Below are 15,043 nucleotides of genomic sequence, written 5' to 3' on the forward strand. Positions count from 1 at the left end.
TGGGTTTCGCTGCGCTCTACCCATCCTACGGGCGCATCGACTACGCCTCGCCCTTCCGCCGCTGCTTCGGCGCGTTCGCCACCACCTGCAACAGATCCTTGCGCACGGCCTCGATGTGCCGCTCCAAAAACCGGCAGGCCTCCTCCACCTTCTGTGCACGGCACAGCGCGATCAGCTGGGCGTGCTCCTTCTCGGCGATGCCCATCGCCTTGGTGTTGGAGAGCTGCAGGCGCGTGTAGCGGTCGCTGGTCTGCAGCAGCGACAGCACGATCGCGCGCGTGCGCGGCTGCGGGGCGTGGACGTAGAGCGCCATATGGAAGTCGGCGTTGAGCTGGCCCCATTCACTGACGTTGCGCGCCTTGATCGCCTTCTCGAAGCTCCGGTGGATGTCGTCGAGCCCTTCGAAATCGTCTGGGGTGAAACGCGGCGCCGACTGCGCCAGCAGCCGCGGCTCCAGGATGCGGCGCAGGTCGAAGACGTCGTTGATTTCGTCCAGCGACAGCTCCGAGACGATGGCGCCCCTTTGCGGCACGATCCGCACCAGGCCTTCTGCCTCGAGCTGGAATAGCGCCTCGCGCACCGGAATGCGGCTGACGCCATAGGCCTCGCCAAGCGCGTCCTGGCGCAGCTGCGATCCAGCCTGATAGGTGCCGTCGAGGATCGCCTGGCGGAGCTGGTCGACGATCGCGGCCGACAGGGTGCGGTGCTTCAGAGGCTGTTTCATCTGATCGTCCGTTGTCCTTCCCGACTCGTGCGGCCGACGCGGTCCCTGTCTTGCATGTTGAGCTGCCCGGCAAAAGCCGAGCGCTCCCAAACGAGTGCTCAGCAAAAGCGCGCCCTGCCGCTGAAATGACCGCAAACTCCGTTTGACTCCCAAAATGTATAAATTATACATTTGGCAATCGCACGACAAATCTTTCGGGGTTGGGGCCTCTTTCATGATCGAGCAGACCATGCCGGCCACGCGCGCACTCAGCCTCCGACGCACGATCGTCCGGACGTCGAGCGCCCTGCTGGCCTTCGAGCGGCTGGCGCTGATGGGCCTGATGTACCTGCTCACCGGCCTGATCCTGGTGAACGTCGTCACCCGCTACTCGCACTTCCCGATCTACTGGATCGACGAATCCGCCGTTTATTGCGTGGTCTGGCTGACCTTCATCGGGGCGTCCGCGATGACGCGGCTGCGGCTCGATTTCGCAGTGACCATGCTGACGGAACGCCTGTCGCCGCAGCACCAAAAGGTCGCGAAGGTGATCTCGACCGGCCTCGTCGTGGTGTTCGGCCTCGCGCTGATCGTCACCTGCGTGCTCTGGATGGACCCGATCGGCCTCGCCCGCGCCGGCTTCGACGGGCGCAAGCTGGCCGCCGACACCTTCAACTTTCTCTACACCGAGCGCACGCAGACGCTGAACTGGCCGACCTGGGTGCTCTATCTGACGCTGCCGATCTTCGCGGTGTCGATGACCATTCATGGTCTCGCCAACCTGCTGGAAGATCTCGAGCTGGTCCCGCGAACGCCGCCGAGGGGCTTCCAGCTCTCCGAGCTCGACGGGGTCAATTGATGATCACGTCAGCAGCTTTCATGGCGTTCATGCTGGTCGGCGTACCGATCGGCCTCTGCCTCTGCCTCGCCGGTCTCGTCTACATCGCCGCCTCAGGCAACCCGGTGCTGTTCCAATCCTACCCGCTGCAGCTGTTCGGCGGCGTCGACAGCTACGGCCTGATCGCGATCCCGCTGTTCATCCTGATCGGCGAGATCATGAACGGCGGCGGCATCACGCGGCGCATCGTCGACATGGCGATGGCCTTCGTCGGCTCGCTCAAGGGCGGGCTCGCCTACGTCAACATTCTCGCCAACATGTTCATCTCGTCCATCCTGGGATCGGCGACCGCGCAGGTGGCGATCATGGCGCAGATCATGGTCCCCGAGATGGAGAAGAAGGGCTACGACAAGACATTCGCGGCCGGCCTCACCGCCTATGGCGGCATGCTCGGCCCGATCATCCCGCCCTCGGTGATGTTCGTGGTCTACAGCGTGCTGGCGCAGGTCTCGGTCAGCGACATGCTGATCGCCGGCATCGTGCCGGGCGTCATCCTCACCGTGATGTTCTGTCTCGTCATCGCGCTGATGGGCTACATCTACAACTATCCCCGCGCCGACTATCAGACGCCGCGCCAGCGTGTCATGACCATCCTGCGGACCTCGCCGACGCTGCTGATTCCGATCGTCATCGTCGGCACCATCCTCGGCGGCCTCGCCAACGCGACGGAATCGGCCGCCGTCGGCGCCGTTGCCGCGGCCCTGGTCGGAAAGTTCTGGACCAAGGAGTTCGAGTTCTCGCAGCTGCCGCAGATGATGCTGCGAAGCGCGATCTATTCGGCGATCGTGCTGTTCCTGGTGGCGGCCGCCGCCGTGTTCTCCTGGGTGCTGATCTTCGGCAAGGTGCCGCAGGAGACCGCCGCCTGGATCCAGACCGCCGCCAAGGATCCCGTCAGCTTCATGCTGATCTGCAACGTCATCCTGCTGGTGATCGGCACTGTGATCGACGGCATTCCCGGCCTGATCATGACCGTGCCCATCCTGCTGCCGGTCGCAACGGAAATCTATCACATCGATCCCCGGCAGTTCGGCGTCGTCGTGGTGATCAACCTCGTGCTCGGCCTCTTGTCGCCGCCGGTCGGGCTCTGCTTCTTCGTCGCGGCCGCCGTCACCGGCGCCAAGCCCGGCAGGATGTTCATGGTGACGCTGCCCTTCTTCGTCATCTCCTGCGTCCTCCTGGTGCTGCTCTCGCTCTATCCGTCGCTCTCGCTGATCCTCGTCAAATAGTCCCATCCGAAAGGAGCCCGACCATGCCGCTTTCCCGCCGCCGCTTTCTCGCCGCCAGTGCCGCCGCCTCGGTGTTCGCCCCGTCGCTGGCACTCGCCCAGGCCAGGGAATTCCGCCTCGGCCTGATCACGCCCAACGGCCATTCCTGGAACAAGGCCGCGCTCAAATTCGGCGACGAGCTCAAGGCCGCCACCAATGGCCGCCTGACCCTGACCGTGTTTCACTCCGGCCAGCTCGGCAACGAGACCGCGATGATGCAGCAATTGCAGTCCGGCGCGCTCGACATGGGCTTCATCCAGGCCGCCGAGCTCGGCTCGCGCGTGCCGCACATTGCCGCGATCAACGCGCCCTATATCGTGCGCTCGACGCCGGCGGTGGCAAAGTTCGTGCGGCATCCGGCAGCGGTGAAGCTGTTCGAGGTGCTGCCGCAGGAGACCGGCACGATCGGGCTCGGCTGGGGCATCACTGGCATGCGCGCGGTGTTCTCATCCAAGGACCTGAATTCGCTGGCCGACATCAAGGGCATGAAGCTGCGCATCAACCCGACGCCGGTCTACCGCGATTTCTATTCCTCGCTCGGGGCCGCGCCGACGCCGATCCCGACGCCGCAGGTGTTCGACGCCATGGCCAACGGCCAGGTCGACGGCCTCGAAGCCGATCTCGAATTCTCCTGGAACCAGCGCTTCGACAAGGTGTCGAAGGTGATCCTGCAGATGAACGCCGTCTTCATGCCGATGGCCGCGGTCGTCTCCGGCCGCGTCTGGCAATCGTTGCCCGCCGCGGACCGCGAGCTGATCACGAAAACGATCAAGACGACGCTGGACGCGCAGATCGACGAGCTCGCCGGCAACGAGCCCACGCTGATCGAGAACTTCAAGAACGCGCCGATCCCGATCCGCCAGGTCGATGCCAAGGACACCGAGGCCGTGATTGCCGAGTTCGACAAGATCTGGCTGCCCAAGGCCCCCGTCCTCGCCGAGCTACGCAAGGTCGGCGCGACGCTCTGATCCCATCCGCCATCCCTTTCACAAAAGCCGGCGGCTCCAGCCCCCGCCGGCATAATCACTGGAGTCAAATCATGAGCCGCCGCGTTGCCTGGAAAGGCGTCTTCCCGGCCGTCACCACCCAGTTCCACGACGATCTCTCGCTCGACATCGACGCGACCGCCAAGGTGATGGACGGCTTGATCCGCGACGGCGTCTCCGGCCTGATCGTCTGCGGCTCGGTCGGCGAGAACACCTCGCTGGAGCGCAAGGAGAAGGTCGCGATCATGGAGGCCGCGAAGTCGGTCGCGAAGGGCCGCGTGCCCGTGCTGTGCGGCATCGCCGAATTCACCACCGCGTTTGCGGTGGAGACCGCAAAGGAGGCCGCACGCGTCGGCATCGACGGCGTCATGGTGATGCCGGCGCTGGTCTATTCCTCCAAGCCGCACGAGACTGCCGCGCATTTCCGCGCCGTCGCCTCTGCGACCGACCTGCCGGTGATGCTCTACAACAACCCGCCGATCTACAAGAACGACGTCACCCCCGACATCCTCGCCTCGCTCGCCGACGTCGAGACCGTCGTCTGCTTCAAGGATTCCTCCGGCGACACGCGGCGGTTCATCGACACCCGCAACATGGTCGGCGACCGTTTCGTGCTGTTCGCAGGTCTCGACGACGTCATCGTCGAGAGCGTCGCCATGGGCGCCGTCGGCTGGGTCTCCGGCATGTCCAACGCCTTCCCGCGCGAGGGCGAGACGCTGTTCCGCCTCGCCAAGGCGGGGCGCTTCGCCGAGGCGATGCCGCTCTACGAATGGTTCATGCCGCTCCTGCATCTCGACGCCCGCCCGGACCTCGTCCAGTGCATCAAGCTGTGCGAGCACATCATGGGCCGCGGCACCGCGCTGACCCGCCCGCCGCGCCTGGCACTGCTGCCGCAGGAAAAGGCCGAGGTCGAAGCCATGATGGCGAAGGCGCTGAAGAACCGGCCGCGTCTGCCCGATGTCGGGCTGAAGGCGGCTTGAAAGTTCTCTCAATCGTCATTGCGAGGAGCTCTTGCGACGAAGCAATCCAGACCGCCTCAACGGAAAGACTCTGGATTGCTTCGCTTCGCTCGCAATGCCGGAGAACTAGGTGACGGCCCGCTTTTTCTTCGCGTTCAGCGCGGATGCCACGCGGCTCACGGGTGGCTTGCCCAGCACGCCGCTCATCGCGTTGGTCGCCGCCAGCAGCTTGTCCATATCGACGCCGGTCCTGATCCCCATGCCTTCCAGCATGTAGACGACATCCTCGGTCGCAACATTGCCGGTCGCTCCTGGCGCGTAGGGGCAGCCGCCGAGCCCGCCGGCGGCGGCGTCGATGACGCGGACGCCCTCCTCCAGGCCTGCATAGAGGTTGGCGAGCGCCTGGCCGTAAGTGTCGTGGAAATGCATCGCGAGCCTGGCTGAGGGAATGTTGGCGGCAACCGCGCGCAGCATCTCCTTGGCCTTGGTTGGCGTGCCGATACCGATGGTGTCGCCGAGCGAAATCTCATAGCAGCCGAGATCGAACAGCTTATCGGCGAGATCTGCGACCGCCTTCGGCTTGATCTCGCCATCGAACGGGCAGCCGAGCACGCAGGAGATATAGCCGCGCACCTTGACGCCATCGTCCCTGGCCCGCGCCAGCACAGGCTTGAAGCGCTCGATGGACTCCGCAATCGTGCAGTTGATGTTGGCGCGGGAGAAGCCCTCGGAGGCCGCCGCGAAAACGGAGACCACCTTGGCGCCCGCGGCACGCGCGGCGTCATAGCCCTTCTCGTTCGGCACCAGCACGTGAAATTCGGCGTCCTTCACATGGGCAACGCCGCGCAGCACGGCGTCCGAGCTTGCCATCTGCGGGATGGCCTTGGGCGAGACGAAGGCGCCGACCTCCACGGTGTGCAGCCCGGCCGCCACCAGCGCCTCGACGAACGCGATGCGCGCCTCGACGCTGACGGGCGTCTTCTCGTTCTGGAGGCCGTCGCGCGGCCCCATTTCGATGATGCGGACCTCGTCGCTCATGTCACTCTCCTGCAGGCTCGACAACGGCGAGCTCGACGCCCTCCTGCACGATGTCGCCGACCTTGCACTTGATGGATTTCAGCACGCCGGCATAGGGCGCGCGCAGAGTCTGTTCCATCTTCATCACTTCCAGCGTGAGGATCGGCGCGCCCTTCTCCAGCGTGGCCCCCTCCTCCGCCAGCACGGCAACCACCGTGCCGGGCAAGGGCGCTGCGATCTTGTCCTCGCCGACATGCTCCTCGCTCTCGCCGCCGAACGGATCGACCCAGTGCAGATCGAAACGGCCGTTGCGGGTGCGCAAGTACAGCTCATGGCCATCGATCACCGCTGCGACTGACGATTTGACGCCATCGAGCGTCAGGTCGAAGCCACCGTCCTTCGCCGCGATCGTGAACGCCAGCTCGCGCTCGCCGATCACCAGCGTCGATGGTCCACTGCCGTAGTTCAGCGTGATCTTCTGCTCCGGACCATGGCCGACGCGGAAGGCAAAGCTGCGCTGGCGGCGACCGACCGGCTGCCAGCCGAAGGTCTGCCACGGCGAACTCGCCTCGGCCTGCGCGGCTTGCCGCTCGTCGTTGACAACAGCGGCGACTGCGGCGCAGAGCTCGAGCTCTCCAGGCGCCGGCGCCGCAGCGGTCAGCATGGCCAGCTCGCGCTCAATAAAGCCGGTGTCGATCGCGTTCGCGCGCACCTTCGGGTGCGTGATCAGCGCCGACAGGAACGGGATGTTGGTGACGATGCCGCGGATGTCGGTCTCTTCCAACCCGCGGTTCAGTCGCTCGATCGCGACGTCCCGCGTGGGCGCCCATGCAATGGTCTTTGCCAGCATCGCATCGTAGTAAGGCGAGACGCTATCGCCCTCGCGATAGCCGGCATCGATGCGCAGGCCGCCGGTTTCCGCCGGCATGCGCCAGGTCGAGATCTTTCCGACCGACGGCATGAAGCTCTTGGTCGGATTCTCGGCATAGACGCGCGCCTCGATCGCATGGCCGTTGAGTCTGATCTCGTCCTGCTTCAGCGGCAGCGCCTCGCCGAAGGCGACGCGCAGCTGCCATTCGACCAGATCGACCCCGGTGATCAACTCGGTCACGGGATGCTCGACCTGGAGGCGCGTGTTCATCTCGATGAAGAACACGTCCTTGCCGTCGGAGACGAACTCGATGGTGCCCGCGCCGACATAGTTCACCGCAGCCGCCGCTTTGCGCGCGGCGGCGCAGACGGTTTCGCGCTGGGCAGGATTGAGCGTCGGCGACGGCGCTTCCTCGATCACCTTCTGGTGCCGGCGCTGCAAGGTGCATTCGCGCTCGAACAGCGAGAGCAGATTGCCGTGACTGTCGCCGATGATCTGCACCTCGATATGCCGGGGATTGTCGACATACTTTTCAATCAGCATGCGGTCGTCGCCGAATGCGGCCTTGGCTTCGCGTTTGGCGCTGACGATCGCGGGTGCTAACTCATCGGCGGACCGCACGATACGCATGCCGCGCCCGCCGCCGCCGGCGGAGGCCTTCACCAGCACGGGAAAGCCGATCTTGTCCGCCGCCCTCGCAAGCGTCGCCTCGTCCTGGGCCTCTCCGTGATAGCCTGATACCAGCGGCACGCCGGCCTTCTCCATCAGCGCCTTCGAGCCGGACTTCGAGCCCATTGCCGTCATCATCCCAGCGGTCGGACCGACGAAGACGAGGCCGGCGTCATAGCAAGCCTGCGCGAACTCGGCGTTCTCGGAGAGGAAGCCGTAACCGGGATGTACGGCTTCAGTGCCGGTCTTCTTCGCCGCTTCGATCAGCCGCTCAATATTGAGATAGCTGTCGCGGGCACGGGCGGGCCCGAGCAGCACGGCCTCGTCCGCGAGCGCGACATGCATCGCATCGCGGTCCGCCTCGGAATAGACCGCGACCGTGCGCAGGCCCATGGCACGGGCGGTGCGGATGACGCGGCAGGCGATCTCGCCGCGGTTGGCGATCAGGAGCGTGCGAAAACGCCGGTAGAGCTTCGAGCGGTCCATCGCATCACATCCTGAACAGGCCGAATTTGGTGGGCTCGATCGGCGCATTCGACGCCGCCGAGAGGCCGAGGCCGAGCACGAGGCGCGTGTCGGCCGGGTCGATCACGCCGTCGTCCCAGAGCCGCGCGGTCGCGTAGTACGGGTGGCCCTGGCTCTCATATTGCGCGCGGATGGGCTCGCGGAATTTGTCCTCCTCTTCGCTCGACCAGCTGTCGCCCTTGGCCTCGATATTGTCGCGGCGGACCTGGCTCAGCACCATCGAGGCCTGCTCGCCGCCCATCACCGAGATGCGCGCGTTCGGCCACATCCACAGGAAGCGCGGCGCGTAGGCGCGCCCGCACATGCCGTAATTGCCGGCACCATAGGAGCCGCCGATCACGACCGTGAATTTCGGCACCGAGGCGGTCGCGACCGCCGTCACCAGCTTGGCGCCATCGCGGGCGATGCCGCCGGCCTCGTATTTCTTGCCGACCATGAAGCCGGTGATGTTCTGCAGGAACACCAGCGGAATGCCGCGCTGGCAGCACAGCTCGATGAAATGCGCGCCCTTCAGCGAGCTTTCACTGAAGAGAATGCCGTTGTTGGCGATGATGCCGACGGGATAGCCCCAGATATGGGCGAAGCCGCACACCAGCGTCGTGCCATAGAGTTTCTTGAACTCGTCGAACTCCGAGCCGTCGACGATGCGCGCGATGATGTCGCGCACGTCGAACGGCTTGCGGCCGTCGACCGGCACCACGCCGTAGATCTCCTCCGCCGCGAACAGCGGATCGCGTGGCGGATGCATGTTCAGGTTCGGCCGCGTGGAAGGCTTGAGCGTGCCGACGATACGCCGGGCGATGCCGATCGCATGCGCATCGTTATGGGCGTAGTGATCGGTCACACCGGATTGCCGCGAATGCACGTCGGCCCCGCCGAGCTCCTCCGCGCTGACGACCTCGCCGGTCGCGGCCTTCACCAGCGGCGGGCCACCGAGGAAGATGGTGCCCTGGTTGCGCACGATGATGCTCTCGTCCGACATCGCCGGCACATAGGCGCCGCCAGCGGTGCAGGAGCCCATCACGATCGCGATCTGCGGAATGCCCTGGGAGGACATCTGCGCCTGGTTGTAGAAGATGCGGCCGAAGTGCCGCTCGTCCGGAAAGATCTCGTCCTGCAGCGGCAGGAAGGCGCCGCCGGAATCCACCATGTAGACGCAGGGAAGATTGTTCTGCCGCGCAATGTCCTGCGCGCGCAGATGCTTCTTCACCGTCATCGGGTAGTAGGTGCCGCCCTTGATGGTGGCGTCGTTGGCGACAACAACGCATTCACGCCCAGAAATGCGGCCCACCCCCGTGATGACGCTCGCCGAGTGCACGTCACCGCCATAGAGCCCATAGGCCGCGAGCGGCGACAGCTCCAGGAATGAGGTGCCGGGATCGACCAGGAGGTCGACGCGCTCACGCGCCAGCATCTTGCCGCGCGCGGTGTGGCGCTTGCGCGAGGCCTCGCCGCCGCCGCCGGCGACTTGGGCAAGCTTTTCGCGCAAATCGGCGACGAGCGCGCGCATGGCCTCGGCATTGCGCGCGAAATCTGATGCAGACGGATCGATGCTGGAATGGAGCGGCATGGTGATTCCAATTGCGGTGAAGGACCTAAGCCGTCTCGGCCATCAGCTCGCGGCCGATCAGCATGCGGCGAACTTCGGAGGTGCCGGCGCCGATCTCGTAGAGCTTGGCATCGCGCCACAGGCGCCCGACCGGGAATTCGGACGTGTAGCCGACCCCGCCCAGCGCCTGGATCGCCTCGCCCGCCATCCACGTCGCCTTCTCCGCGGAGTAGAGGATCGCAGCCGCCGCGTCCTTGCGCAGGGTGCGCGCGTGATCGGCGCGGTCGCAGGCGCGCCCCACGGCGTAGACATAGGCGCGCGTCGCCTGCCAGGTCGAATACATGTCGGCGAGCTTGCCCTGCATCAGCTGGAAGTCGCCGATCGGCTGACCGAACTGCTTGCGTTCATGCATGTACGGCACGACCGCATCCATGCAGGCCGCCATGATGCCGAGCGGGCCGCCCGAGAGCACCGCGCGCTCATAGTCGAGGCCGGACATCAGCACCTTGACGCCCTCGCCCACCTTGCCCATCACATTCTCCTCCGGCACTTCGCAATCGTCGAAGAACAGCGGATAGGTGTTGGAGCCGCGCATGCCGAGCTTGTCGAGATGCTGGCCATGCGTGAAGCCCTTAAAACCCTTCTCGATCAGGAACGCGGTCATGCCGAGCGGGCCGGCCTCCGGATCGGTCTTGGCATAGACCACCAGCACGTCGGCATCGCCGCCATTGGTGATCCACATCTTGGAACCGTTGAGCACGTAGCGGTCGCCGCGCTTGTCGGCGCGCAGCTTCATCGAGACCACGTCAGAGCCGGCGCCCGGCTCGGACATCGCGAGCGCGCCGACATATTCGCCCGAGATCAGCTTCGGCAGATAGCGCTGCCGCTGCGCGTCGTTGCCGTTGCGGCGGATCTGGTTGACGCAGAGATTGGAGTGAGCGCCGTAGGAGAGCCCCACGGCCGCCGAGCCGCGCGAGATCTCCTCCATGGCGACGATATGGGCGAGATAGCCCATGTTGGAGCCGCCATATTGCTCCGGCGCGGTCATCCCGAGCAGGCCCAGGTCGCCAAGCCGCTTCCAGAGATCCGCCGGGAACAGGTTTGCCTTTTCGATCTCGGCGGCACGCGGGGTGATCTCCGCCTCCACGAATGATCGAACGGTGTCGCGCAGCAGGCTGATGTCTTCGCCCAGATCGAAATCGATGCTCGGGATGTTCAAGGCGATTCCTCCCTATTTGGGCTCCGAACCTAGCCCGGTCCCGGCCCTCTTGCAGTCGAAAAGGTTGCATTTTCCGCCAAACTTGGCGAGGATTTCCGAAAGGAATTCCGATGCCTTTTCAAGCCGTCACCGCGATTCCGCGCCGCGCCGTCACGCCCGCCGCCTTCGTCCGCGGCGTGGTGGCCGCCTATGAGCGATACGGCCGCGATCCCGCCGAAGCCTTGAGCCGGGGCCAGGTCGCGCCGGAGCTTGTCAATTCTCCGGACGGGCGCGTCACCGCGGCCCAGTTCGAGGCGCTGGCGGGCCATGCCATGCGCGAGCTCGATGACGAGGCGCTCGGCTGGTTCTCGCGCCGCCTGCCATGGGGCACCTATGGCATGCTGTGCCGAGCCTCGATCACCGCACCGACGCTGGAGGTCGCGCTCAAGCGCTGGTGCCGGCACCACCGCCTGGTCACCGAGGATGTATTGCTCGATCTCGAGGTTGGCGAAGAGACCGCGGTCGTGTCGATCCGTCAGCTCCGCGACCTCGGGCCGTTCCGCGAGTTCTGCCTCGTCACCCTGTTCCGCTACGTGCTCGGCTTCTCGTGCTGGGCTGTCGATTCCCAGATCGCGCTTCGCGCGGCTGAGTTTCCTTATCCGGAGCCCGGCCACGTCTCGCTCTATCCGACCATCTTTTGTCGGAGCGTCCGCTTCGATGCGGACCGCGCGGCCATCATTTTCGACAAACACTATCTTACGCTGCCGCTGACGCGCAGCGCGGCCGATCTCGACAACATGCTCAAGGGCGCGCTTCGGCTTACCGTGCTGCCTTACCGGCGCGACCGCCTGCTGGTCGAGCGCGTCCGGCGCGTCCTGCGCGACGCGCGCGGACGGCTCCTCGGCGCCGAGGACGTCGCGCGCGAGCTCGCGCTCTCCACCCGCACCATGCATCGCCGCCTGCGCGAGGAGTCCACCTCGCTGCGCGATCTCAAGGAGGAGGCGAAATTCGAACTGGCCAAACAGGAGCTGATGCGCGGCCGCACGCCGATCAAGCGCATCGCCGAAATCGCCGGCTTCCGCAACGAGAAGAGTTTTTCGCGGGCCTTTCGGACCTGGACCGGCACCTCCCCGCGCGAGTTTCGGGGGCGGTATCGCTGACGCTTCTCTGAAATTCGATTTGCCGCCAGCGGCAATATTCTGAGCCCTACCCTGCCGGCTCGGCCACCGCGACCTCCTGCAGCGGCAGCGGCACGTCCTTGGCAACCCCGAGCACGGGGAAGCTGCGGACGTTCTTGACGTCAGGCATCGCAGCGAAATGCAGGAGCTGCTGGCGCATGCTCTCGACACTCGGCGCCACGCATTTGAGGAGATAGTCGGTGTCGCCGGAAATCCGCCAGCATTGCTGGATGCGCGGGATCGCGGCGATCGAGCTCTCGAACGCCTCCAGCACCGGCTGGGCCTGGCTGCCGAGCTGGATCGAGACGAACGACACCACCTCATAGCCGAGCAGCCGCTCGTCGATCACGGCGCGCACCGCCCGGATCACGCCGCGGCTGAACAGCGATTTCAGCCGCCGCAGGCAGTTCGGTGCGGACACACCGACCCGCAACGCCAGCTCGTTGTTGCGAACCCGCCCGTCCTGCTGCAGTTCGGATAGGATTTTCAGATCGACGCCGTCGAGCTGGTCACGCCCCGCCATACCCCGCCTCGCCATGGTCGTGTCATGCCGGGCAGCGAAGCACGGTGGGACATGGCTGCCAAGTGTTCTTGGGCTCGGGAGACCAGCCGCTCCCTTCGTCATGGCCGGGCTCGTCCCGGCCATCCACGTTCTTCATCAGTCACCAAAAACGTGGATGCCCGGGACGAGCCCGGGCATGACGGCACTTTGGATGCTTCGGATGAGAATGGCCCCTCAATGCGTCCAGGGCTCGCCGCGGCGGAACGAGAAATTGTCGGCGTAGGCAACCGGCCGGCGGATCGACTCCTTGGGCTCGATCACCTGATAGGCAATGCCCTTGCGCTCACAATAGGCGATCGCCTCCTCCTTGCTGTGGAAGCGCAGCGTAATCTGCTGCTTCATGTCGGCCGACGACGTCCAGCCCATCAGCGGCTCGACCGACCGCGGCTGCTCCGGCTCGTAATCGAGCTGCCATTCCTTGGTCTTGGACCGGCCCGATTGCATCGCGTTCTTGGCAGGCTTGAAAATGCGTGCGGTCATGACTGGTGCGGGCCTCTTGGTCTTTTGGTTCGATCTCGATGCGTCACGGTGGCAGTTGGTGGAAATCTCGGGGATAGTATAGGAAACCGGTTGGGAACTGATCTTGATTCCGGTCCCGGCACCCTCGCCAACGGTATAGTCATTATGCTGCACCGTGACAATTGCGTACCCGCCTTCCGCGCCGGGATCCCGCCCGGCGCCGTCTCGACGATACCAGCAGATCCGTCCTCTTCGAGAGCTTCCGTCGCATGGCCTTCCTGAACATCAACGCAACGCTGCCCGAGAAGGGCCGTGACCTCAGGCTCGACCTGTTTCGCGGTGTCGCGAACTGGGCGATCTTTCTCGACCATATCCCCGACAACGTCGTGAACTGGATTACGACCCGCAACTACGGCTTTTCCGACGCGGCCGACCTGTTCGTCTTCATTTCCGGCTACACCGCCTCCTTCGTCTATGCACGGATGATGCTGGACCGCGGCTTCATCGTCGGCGCCACGCGGCTGACCAAGCGGGTCTGGCAGCTCTATGTCGCCCATATCATCCTGTTCGTGATCTACATCGCCTCGATCAGCTATCTCGCGCTACGCTTCGGCGATTCCGAGATGATCAACGAGTTCAACGTCGCCGGTCTCGTCGACCACGCCACCGAGACGCTGCGCCAGGGCCTGTTCCTGCGCTTCAAGCCGCTCAATCTCGACGTGCTGCCGCTCTACATCGTGCTGATGGGCCTGTTTCCGCCGGTGCTGTGGTTCATGCTGCGCAAGCCGGACCTGACGATGATCCTGTCGATCGTGCTATGGCTGGTCGCGCGCCATAACGGCTGGAATCTGACCGCCTATCCGGCCGGCCAGTGGTACTTCAACCCCTATTGCTGGCAGGTGCTGTTCGTGTTCGGCGCCTGGTGCTCCATGGGCGGCGCGCGGCGCTCGATGACGCTGATCAATTCGCCTGTTACGCTGTGGGTCTGCCTCGGTTATCTCCTCTTCGCGCTGGTCATGACCATGGCCGGCCGCTTCCCCACCTTCGGCGGCATGTTCCCGGAATGGCTGTTCTCGGCCTTCAACCCCAATGACAAGACCAACCTCGCGCCGTATCGCTTCCTGCATTTCGTGGTGATCGTGATCCTGGTGATCCGCTTCGTGCCGAAGGAGTGGCCGGGACTGGAGTGGAAGGTGTTCGACCCCTTGATCGTCTGCGGCCAGCAGTCGCTCGCCGTGTTCTGTGTCGGCGTATTCCTGTCCTTCGTCGGTCATTTCGAGCTGTCGATGAGCTCGGGCTCGCTGCTCGCGCAGATCTTCGTCAGTGTCGCCGGCATCGCGATCATGACCACGGTGGCCTATTACATCTCGTGGTCAAAGAAGCAGGACAAGCCGCTGAAGCCGCCGCCGGCCAAGCCGGCTGCCGAGGCGAAGGCGGCCTGAGAGAGGCGGCAGCTAGGCCGCCTCTTCGCCGTCGAACTCGGTGAACTTCTTGTAGATCCAGTCGCGGCCGTCGTGGCGACGCCATACCTTGCCGAGCACGAATTGCCCGTTGATGGAGCGGCGCGGCACGATCACCGTCCAGAGGTGCCAGATCTCGGTCCAGTTCGACTGCGGACCGACGGTCCCGATGTTGCGGTCAGAAGACATAGCAGAACTCGCTGGCGCAGAATTCAACTGATCCGCGCGCCGCGACGAACAATCATCCGTGGTCGCACAGAGTGAAAGCAGCCCATCGCGAGCCGGCACCGACCTGATAGCAGCCAGCCAAACGATCGCAACAGCCGCTCGCCTTTAACCTTGCCGATCAACCTTACTTCTTGGGATGGAGCGGCGCATTTGGTTGAAAGCGCGCGCCGGTTTTCCTAGAATGCCCGTGATTTGAGGACGGGCGCGCCGTTTCGGCGCACGGTGATTTTTAGACTGAACTTTGCCGACGATCGCACGTTTGGAAGCAAGTGGATTGCTGGGGGACGACAATGATGAAATTGCAATGTGCGCGTCTGCGCCTCGCATTGCGCGTGGTGCCGCCCGCGCCAATCGTGAGCATGGCGTCGCGACAGCCGCCGCAAGCCGCCAACGACAACCACTTGGCCTGGTCGTACGTCCCATTTCCGCCCGGCTGGTACGCTTCGAACTGATGAGCGCGGCCGGCCAAAGCGCGACGCCGCGCAAGCGGAATATTCATCGCTTGGCGGCGTCCGT

The 15,043-nt window shown here is 64.8% G+C and carries 14 protein-coding genes; 6 read left to right on the forward strand and 8 right to left on the reverse strand.

The genetic code is table 11. The annotated features are described in order from the left end of the window. Positions 1-40: 40 nt before the first annotated feature. The gene (locus HZZ13_RS06035) at positions 41-724 is read right to left on the reverse strand and encodes a GntR family transcriptional regulator (RefSeq protein ID WP_197958721.1); all 684 of its coding nucleotides are present in this window, start codon (positions 722-724) and stop codon (positions 41-43) included. Positions 725-953: 229 nt separating this feature from the next. On the opposite strand from HZZ13_RS06035, the gene HZZ13_RS06040 reads away from it, so the two are divergent. From HZZ13_RS06040 to HZZ13_RS06055, 4 genes are all read left to right on the forward strand, one after another. Next, a complete protein-coding gene (locus HZZ13_RS06040) occupies positions 954-1,562 on the forward strand; it encodes a TRAP transporter small permease (RefSeq protein WP_197958886.1) in 609 nt (202 codons plus the stop codon). Continuing rightward, positions 1,562-2,827, forward strand: a complete 1,266-nt coding sequence (locus tag HZZ13_RS06045; RefSeq protein ID WP_197958722.1) for a TRAP transporter large permease — start codon at positions 1,562-1,564, stop codon at positions 2,825-2,827. Before HZZ13_RS06040 ends, HZZ13_RS06045 begins: the two co-directional genes overlap by 1 nt. 23 nt (positions 2,828-2,850) lie before the next feature. Beyond that, positions 2,851-3,834, forward strand: a complete 984-nt coding sequence (locus HZZ13_RS06050; RefSeq protein WP_197958723.1) for a TRAP transporter substrate-binding protein — start codon at positions 2,851-2,853, stop codon at positions 3,832-3,834. A gap of 71 nt (positions 3,835-3,905) precedes the next feature. Continuing rightward, a complete protein-coding gene (locus HZZ13_RS06055; protein ID WP_197958724.1) occupies positions 3,906-4,832 on the forward strand; it encodes a dihydrodipicolinate synthase family protein in 927 nt (308 codons plus the stop codon). 105 nt (positions 4,833-4,937) lie between these two features. Here the strand turns inward: HZZ13_RS06055 and HZZ13_RS06060 are convergent, their stop codons facing one another. The 4 genes from HZZ13_RS06060 to HZZ13_RS06075 are packed head-to-tail and all read right to left on the reverse strand — an operon-like array spanning position 4,938 to position 10,661. Beyond that, positions 4,938-5,849, reverse strand: a complete 912-nt coding sequence (locus HZZ13_RS06060; RefSeq protein ID WP_197958725.1) for a hydroxymethylglutaryl-CoA lyase — start codon at positions 5,847-5,849, stop codon at positions 4,938-4,940. A gap of 1 nt (position 5,850) precedes the next feature. Further along, positions 5,851-7,854 (reverse strand): acetyl/propionyl/methylcrotonyl-CoA carboxylase subunit alpha, encoded by a 2,004-nt coding sequence (locus HZZ13_RS06065; protein ID WP_197958726.1) that lies wholly within the window; start codon positions 7,852-7,854, stop codon positions 5,851-5,853. Between the two features lie 4 nt (positions 7,855-7,858). Further along, positions 7,859-9,463 carry a carboxyl transferase domain-containing protein gene (locus tag HZZ13_RS06070; protein ID WP_197958727.1) on the reverse strand — a complete coding sequence of 535 codons (1,605 nt, stop codon included), beginning with the start codon at positions 9,461-9,463 and terminating at the stop codon, positions 7,859-7,861. A gap of 25 nt (positions 9,464-9,488) precedes the next feature. Beyond that, a complete protein-coding gene (locus HZZ13_RS06075; RefSeq protein WP_197958728.1) occupies positions 9,489-10,661 on the reverse strand; it encodes an isovaleryl-CoA dehydrogenase in 1,173 nt (390 codons plus the stop codon). 110 nt (positions 10,662-10,771) lie between these two features. On the opposite strand from HZZ13_RS06075, the gene HZZ13_RS06080 reads away from it, so the two are divergent. After that, entirely contained in the window at positions 10,772-11,800 is a 1,029-nt protein-coding gene (locus tag HZZ13_RS06080; protein WP_197958729.1) for an AraC family transcriptional regulator, read from the forward strand. A 46-nt stretch (positions 11,801-11,846) separates the two neighbouring features. Here HZZ13_RS06080 and HZZ13_RS06085 read toward each other — a convergent pair whose 3' ends face one another. Together HZZ13_RS06085 and HZZ13_RS06090 are read right to left on the reverse strand one after the other, a co-directional pair. Then, positions 11,847-12,341 carry an Lrp/AsnC family transcriptional regulator gene (locus HZZ13_RS06085; RefSeq protein ID WP_197958887.1) on the reverse strand — a complete coding sequence of 165 codons (495 nt, stop codon included), beginning with the start codon at positions 12,339-12,341 and terminating at the stop codon, positions 11,847-11,849. Between the two features lie 213 nt (positions 12,342-12,554). Further along, positions 12,555-12,860, reverse strand: coding sequence for an ETC complex I subunit (locus HZZ13_RS06090; RefSeq protein ID WP_172789567.1), 306 nt, complete (start codon positions 12,858-12,860; stop codon positions 12,555-12,557). 248 nt (positions 12,861-13,108) lie between these two features. Here HZZ13_RS06090 and HZZ13_RS06095 point away from each other — a divergent pair, with 248 nt between their 5' ends. Beyond that, on the forward strand, positions 13,109-14,281 hold the full coding sequence (locus HZZ13_RS06095) for an OpgC domain-containing protein (RefSeq protein ID WP_197958730.1): 1,173 nt from the start codon (positions 13,109-13,111) through the stop codon (positions 14,279-14,281). Positions 14,282-14,293: 12 nt separating this feature from the next. Here HZZ13_RS06095 and HZZ13_RS06100 read toward each other — a convergent pair whose 3' ends face one another. Beyond that, positions 14,294-14,488 (reverse strand): hypothetical protein, encoded by a 195-nt coding sequence (locus tag HZZ13_RS06100; RefSeq protein ID WP_197958731.1) that lies wholly within the window; start codon positions 14,486-14,488, stop codon positions 14,294-14,296. Between the last annotated feature and the right edge of the window lie 555 nt (positions 14,489-15,043).

The organism is Bradyrhizobium agreste, from assembly GCF_016031625.1.
Taxonomy (GTDB): Bacteria; Pseudomonadota; Alphaproteobacteria; order Rhizobiales; family Xanthobacteraceae; genus Bradyrhizobium; species Bradyrhizobium agreste.

Coding starts and splice junctions, on each gene's coding strand:
- HZZ13_RS06080 (WP_197958729.1), top strand. CDS start 10,772: ATGCCTTTTCAAGCCGTCACCGCGATTCCGCGCCGCGCCGTCACGCCC.
- HZZ13_RS06045 (WP_197958722.1), top strand. CDS start 1,562: ATGATCACGTCAGCAGCTTTCATGGCGTTCATGCTGGTCGGCGTACCG.
- HZZ13_RS06040 (WP_197958886.1), top strand. CDS start 954: ATGCCGGCCACGCGCGCACTCAGCCTCCGACGCACGATCGTCCGGACG.
- HZZ13_RS06035 (WP_197958721.1), bottom strand. CDS start 724: ATGAAACAGCCTCTGAAGCACCGCACCCTGTCGGCCGCGATCGTCGAC.
- HZZ13_RS06060 (WP_197958725.1), bottom strand. CDS start 5,849: ATGAGCGACGAGGTCCGCATCATCGAAATGGGGCCGCGCGACGGCCTC.
- HZZ13_RS06100 (WP_197958731.1), bottom strand. CDS start 14,488: ATGTCTTCTGACCGCAACATCGGGACCGTCGGTCCGCAGTCGAACTGG.
- HZZ13_RS06095 (WP_197958730.1), top strand. CDS start 13,109: ATGGCCTTCCTGAACATCAACGCAACGCTGCCCGAGAAGGGCCGTGAC.
- HZZ13_RS06050 (WP_197958723.1), top strand. CDS start 2,851: ATGCCGCTTTCCCGCCGCCGCTTTCTCGCCGCCAGTGCCGCCGCCTCG.
- HZZ13_RS06070 (WP_197958727.1), bottom strand. CDS start 9,463: ATGCCGCTCCATTCCAGCATCGATCCGTCTGCATCAGATTTCGCGCGC.
- HZZ13_RS06065 (WP_197958726.1), bottom strand. CDS start 7,854: ATGGACCGCTCGAAGCTCTACCGGCGTTTTCGCACGCTCCTGATCGCC.
- HZZ13_RS06055 (WP_197958724.1), top strand. CDS start 3,906: ATGAGCCGCCGCGTTGCCTGGAAAGGCGTCTTCCCGGCCGTCACCACC.
- HZZ13_RS06090 (WP_172789567.1), bottom strand. CDS start 12,860: ATGACCGCACGCATTTTCAAGCCTGCCAAGAACGCGATGCAATCGGGC.
- HZZ13_RS06085 (WP_197958887.1), bottom strand. CDS start 12,341: ATGGCGGGGCGTGACCAGCTCGACGGCGTCGATCTGAAAATCCTATCC.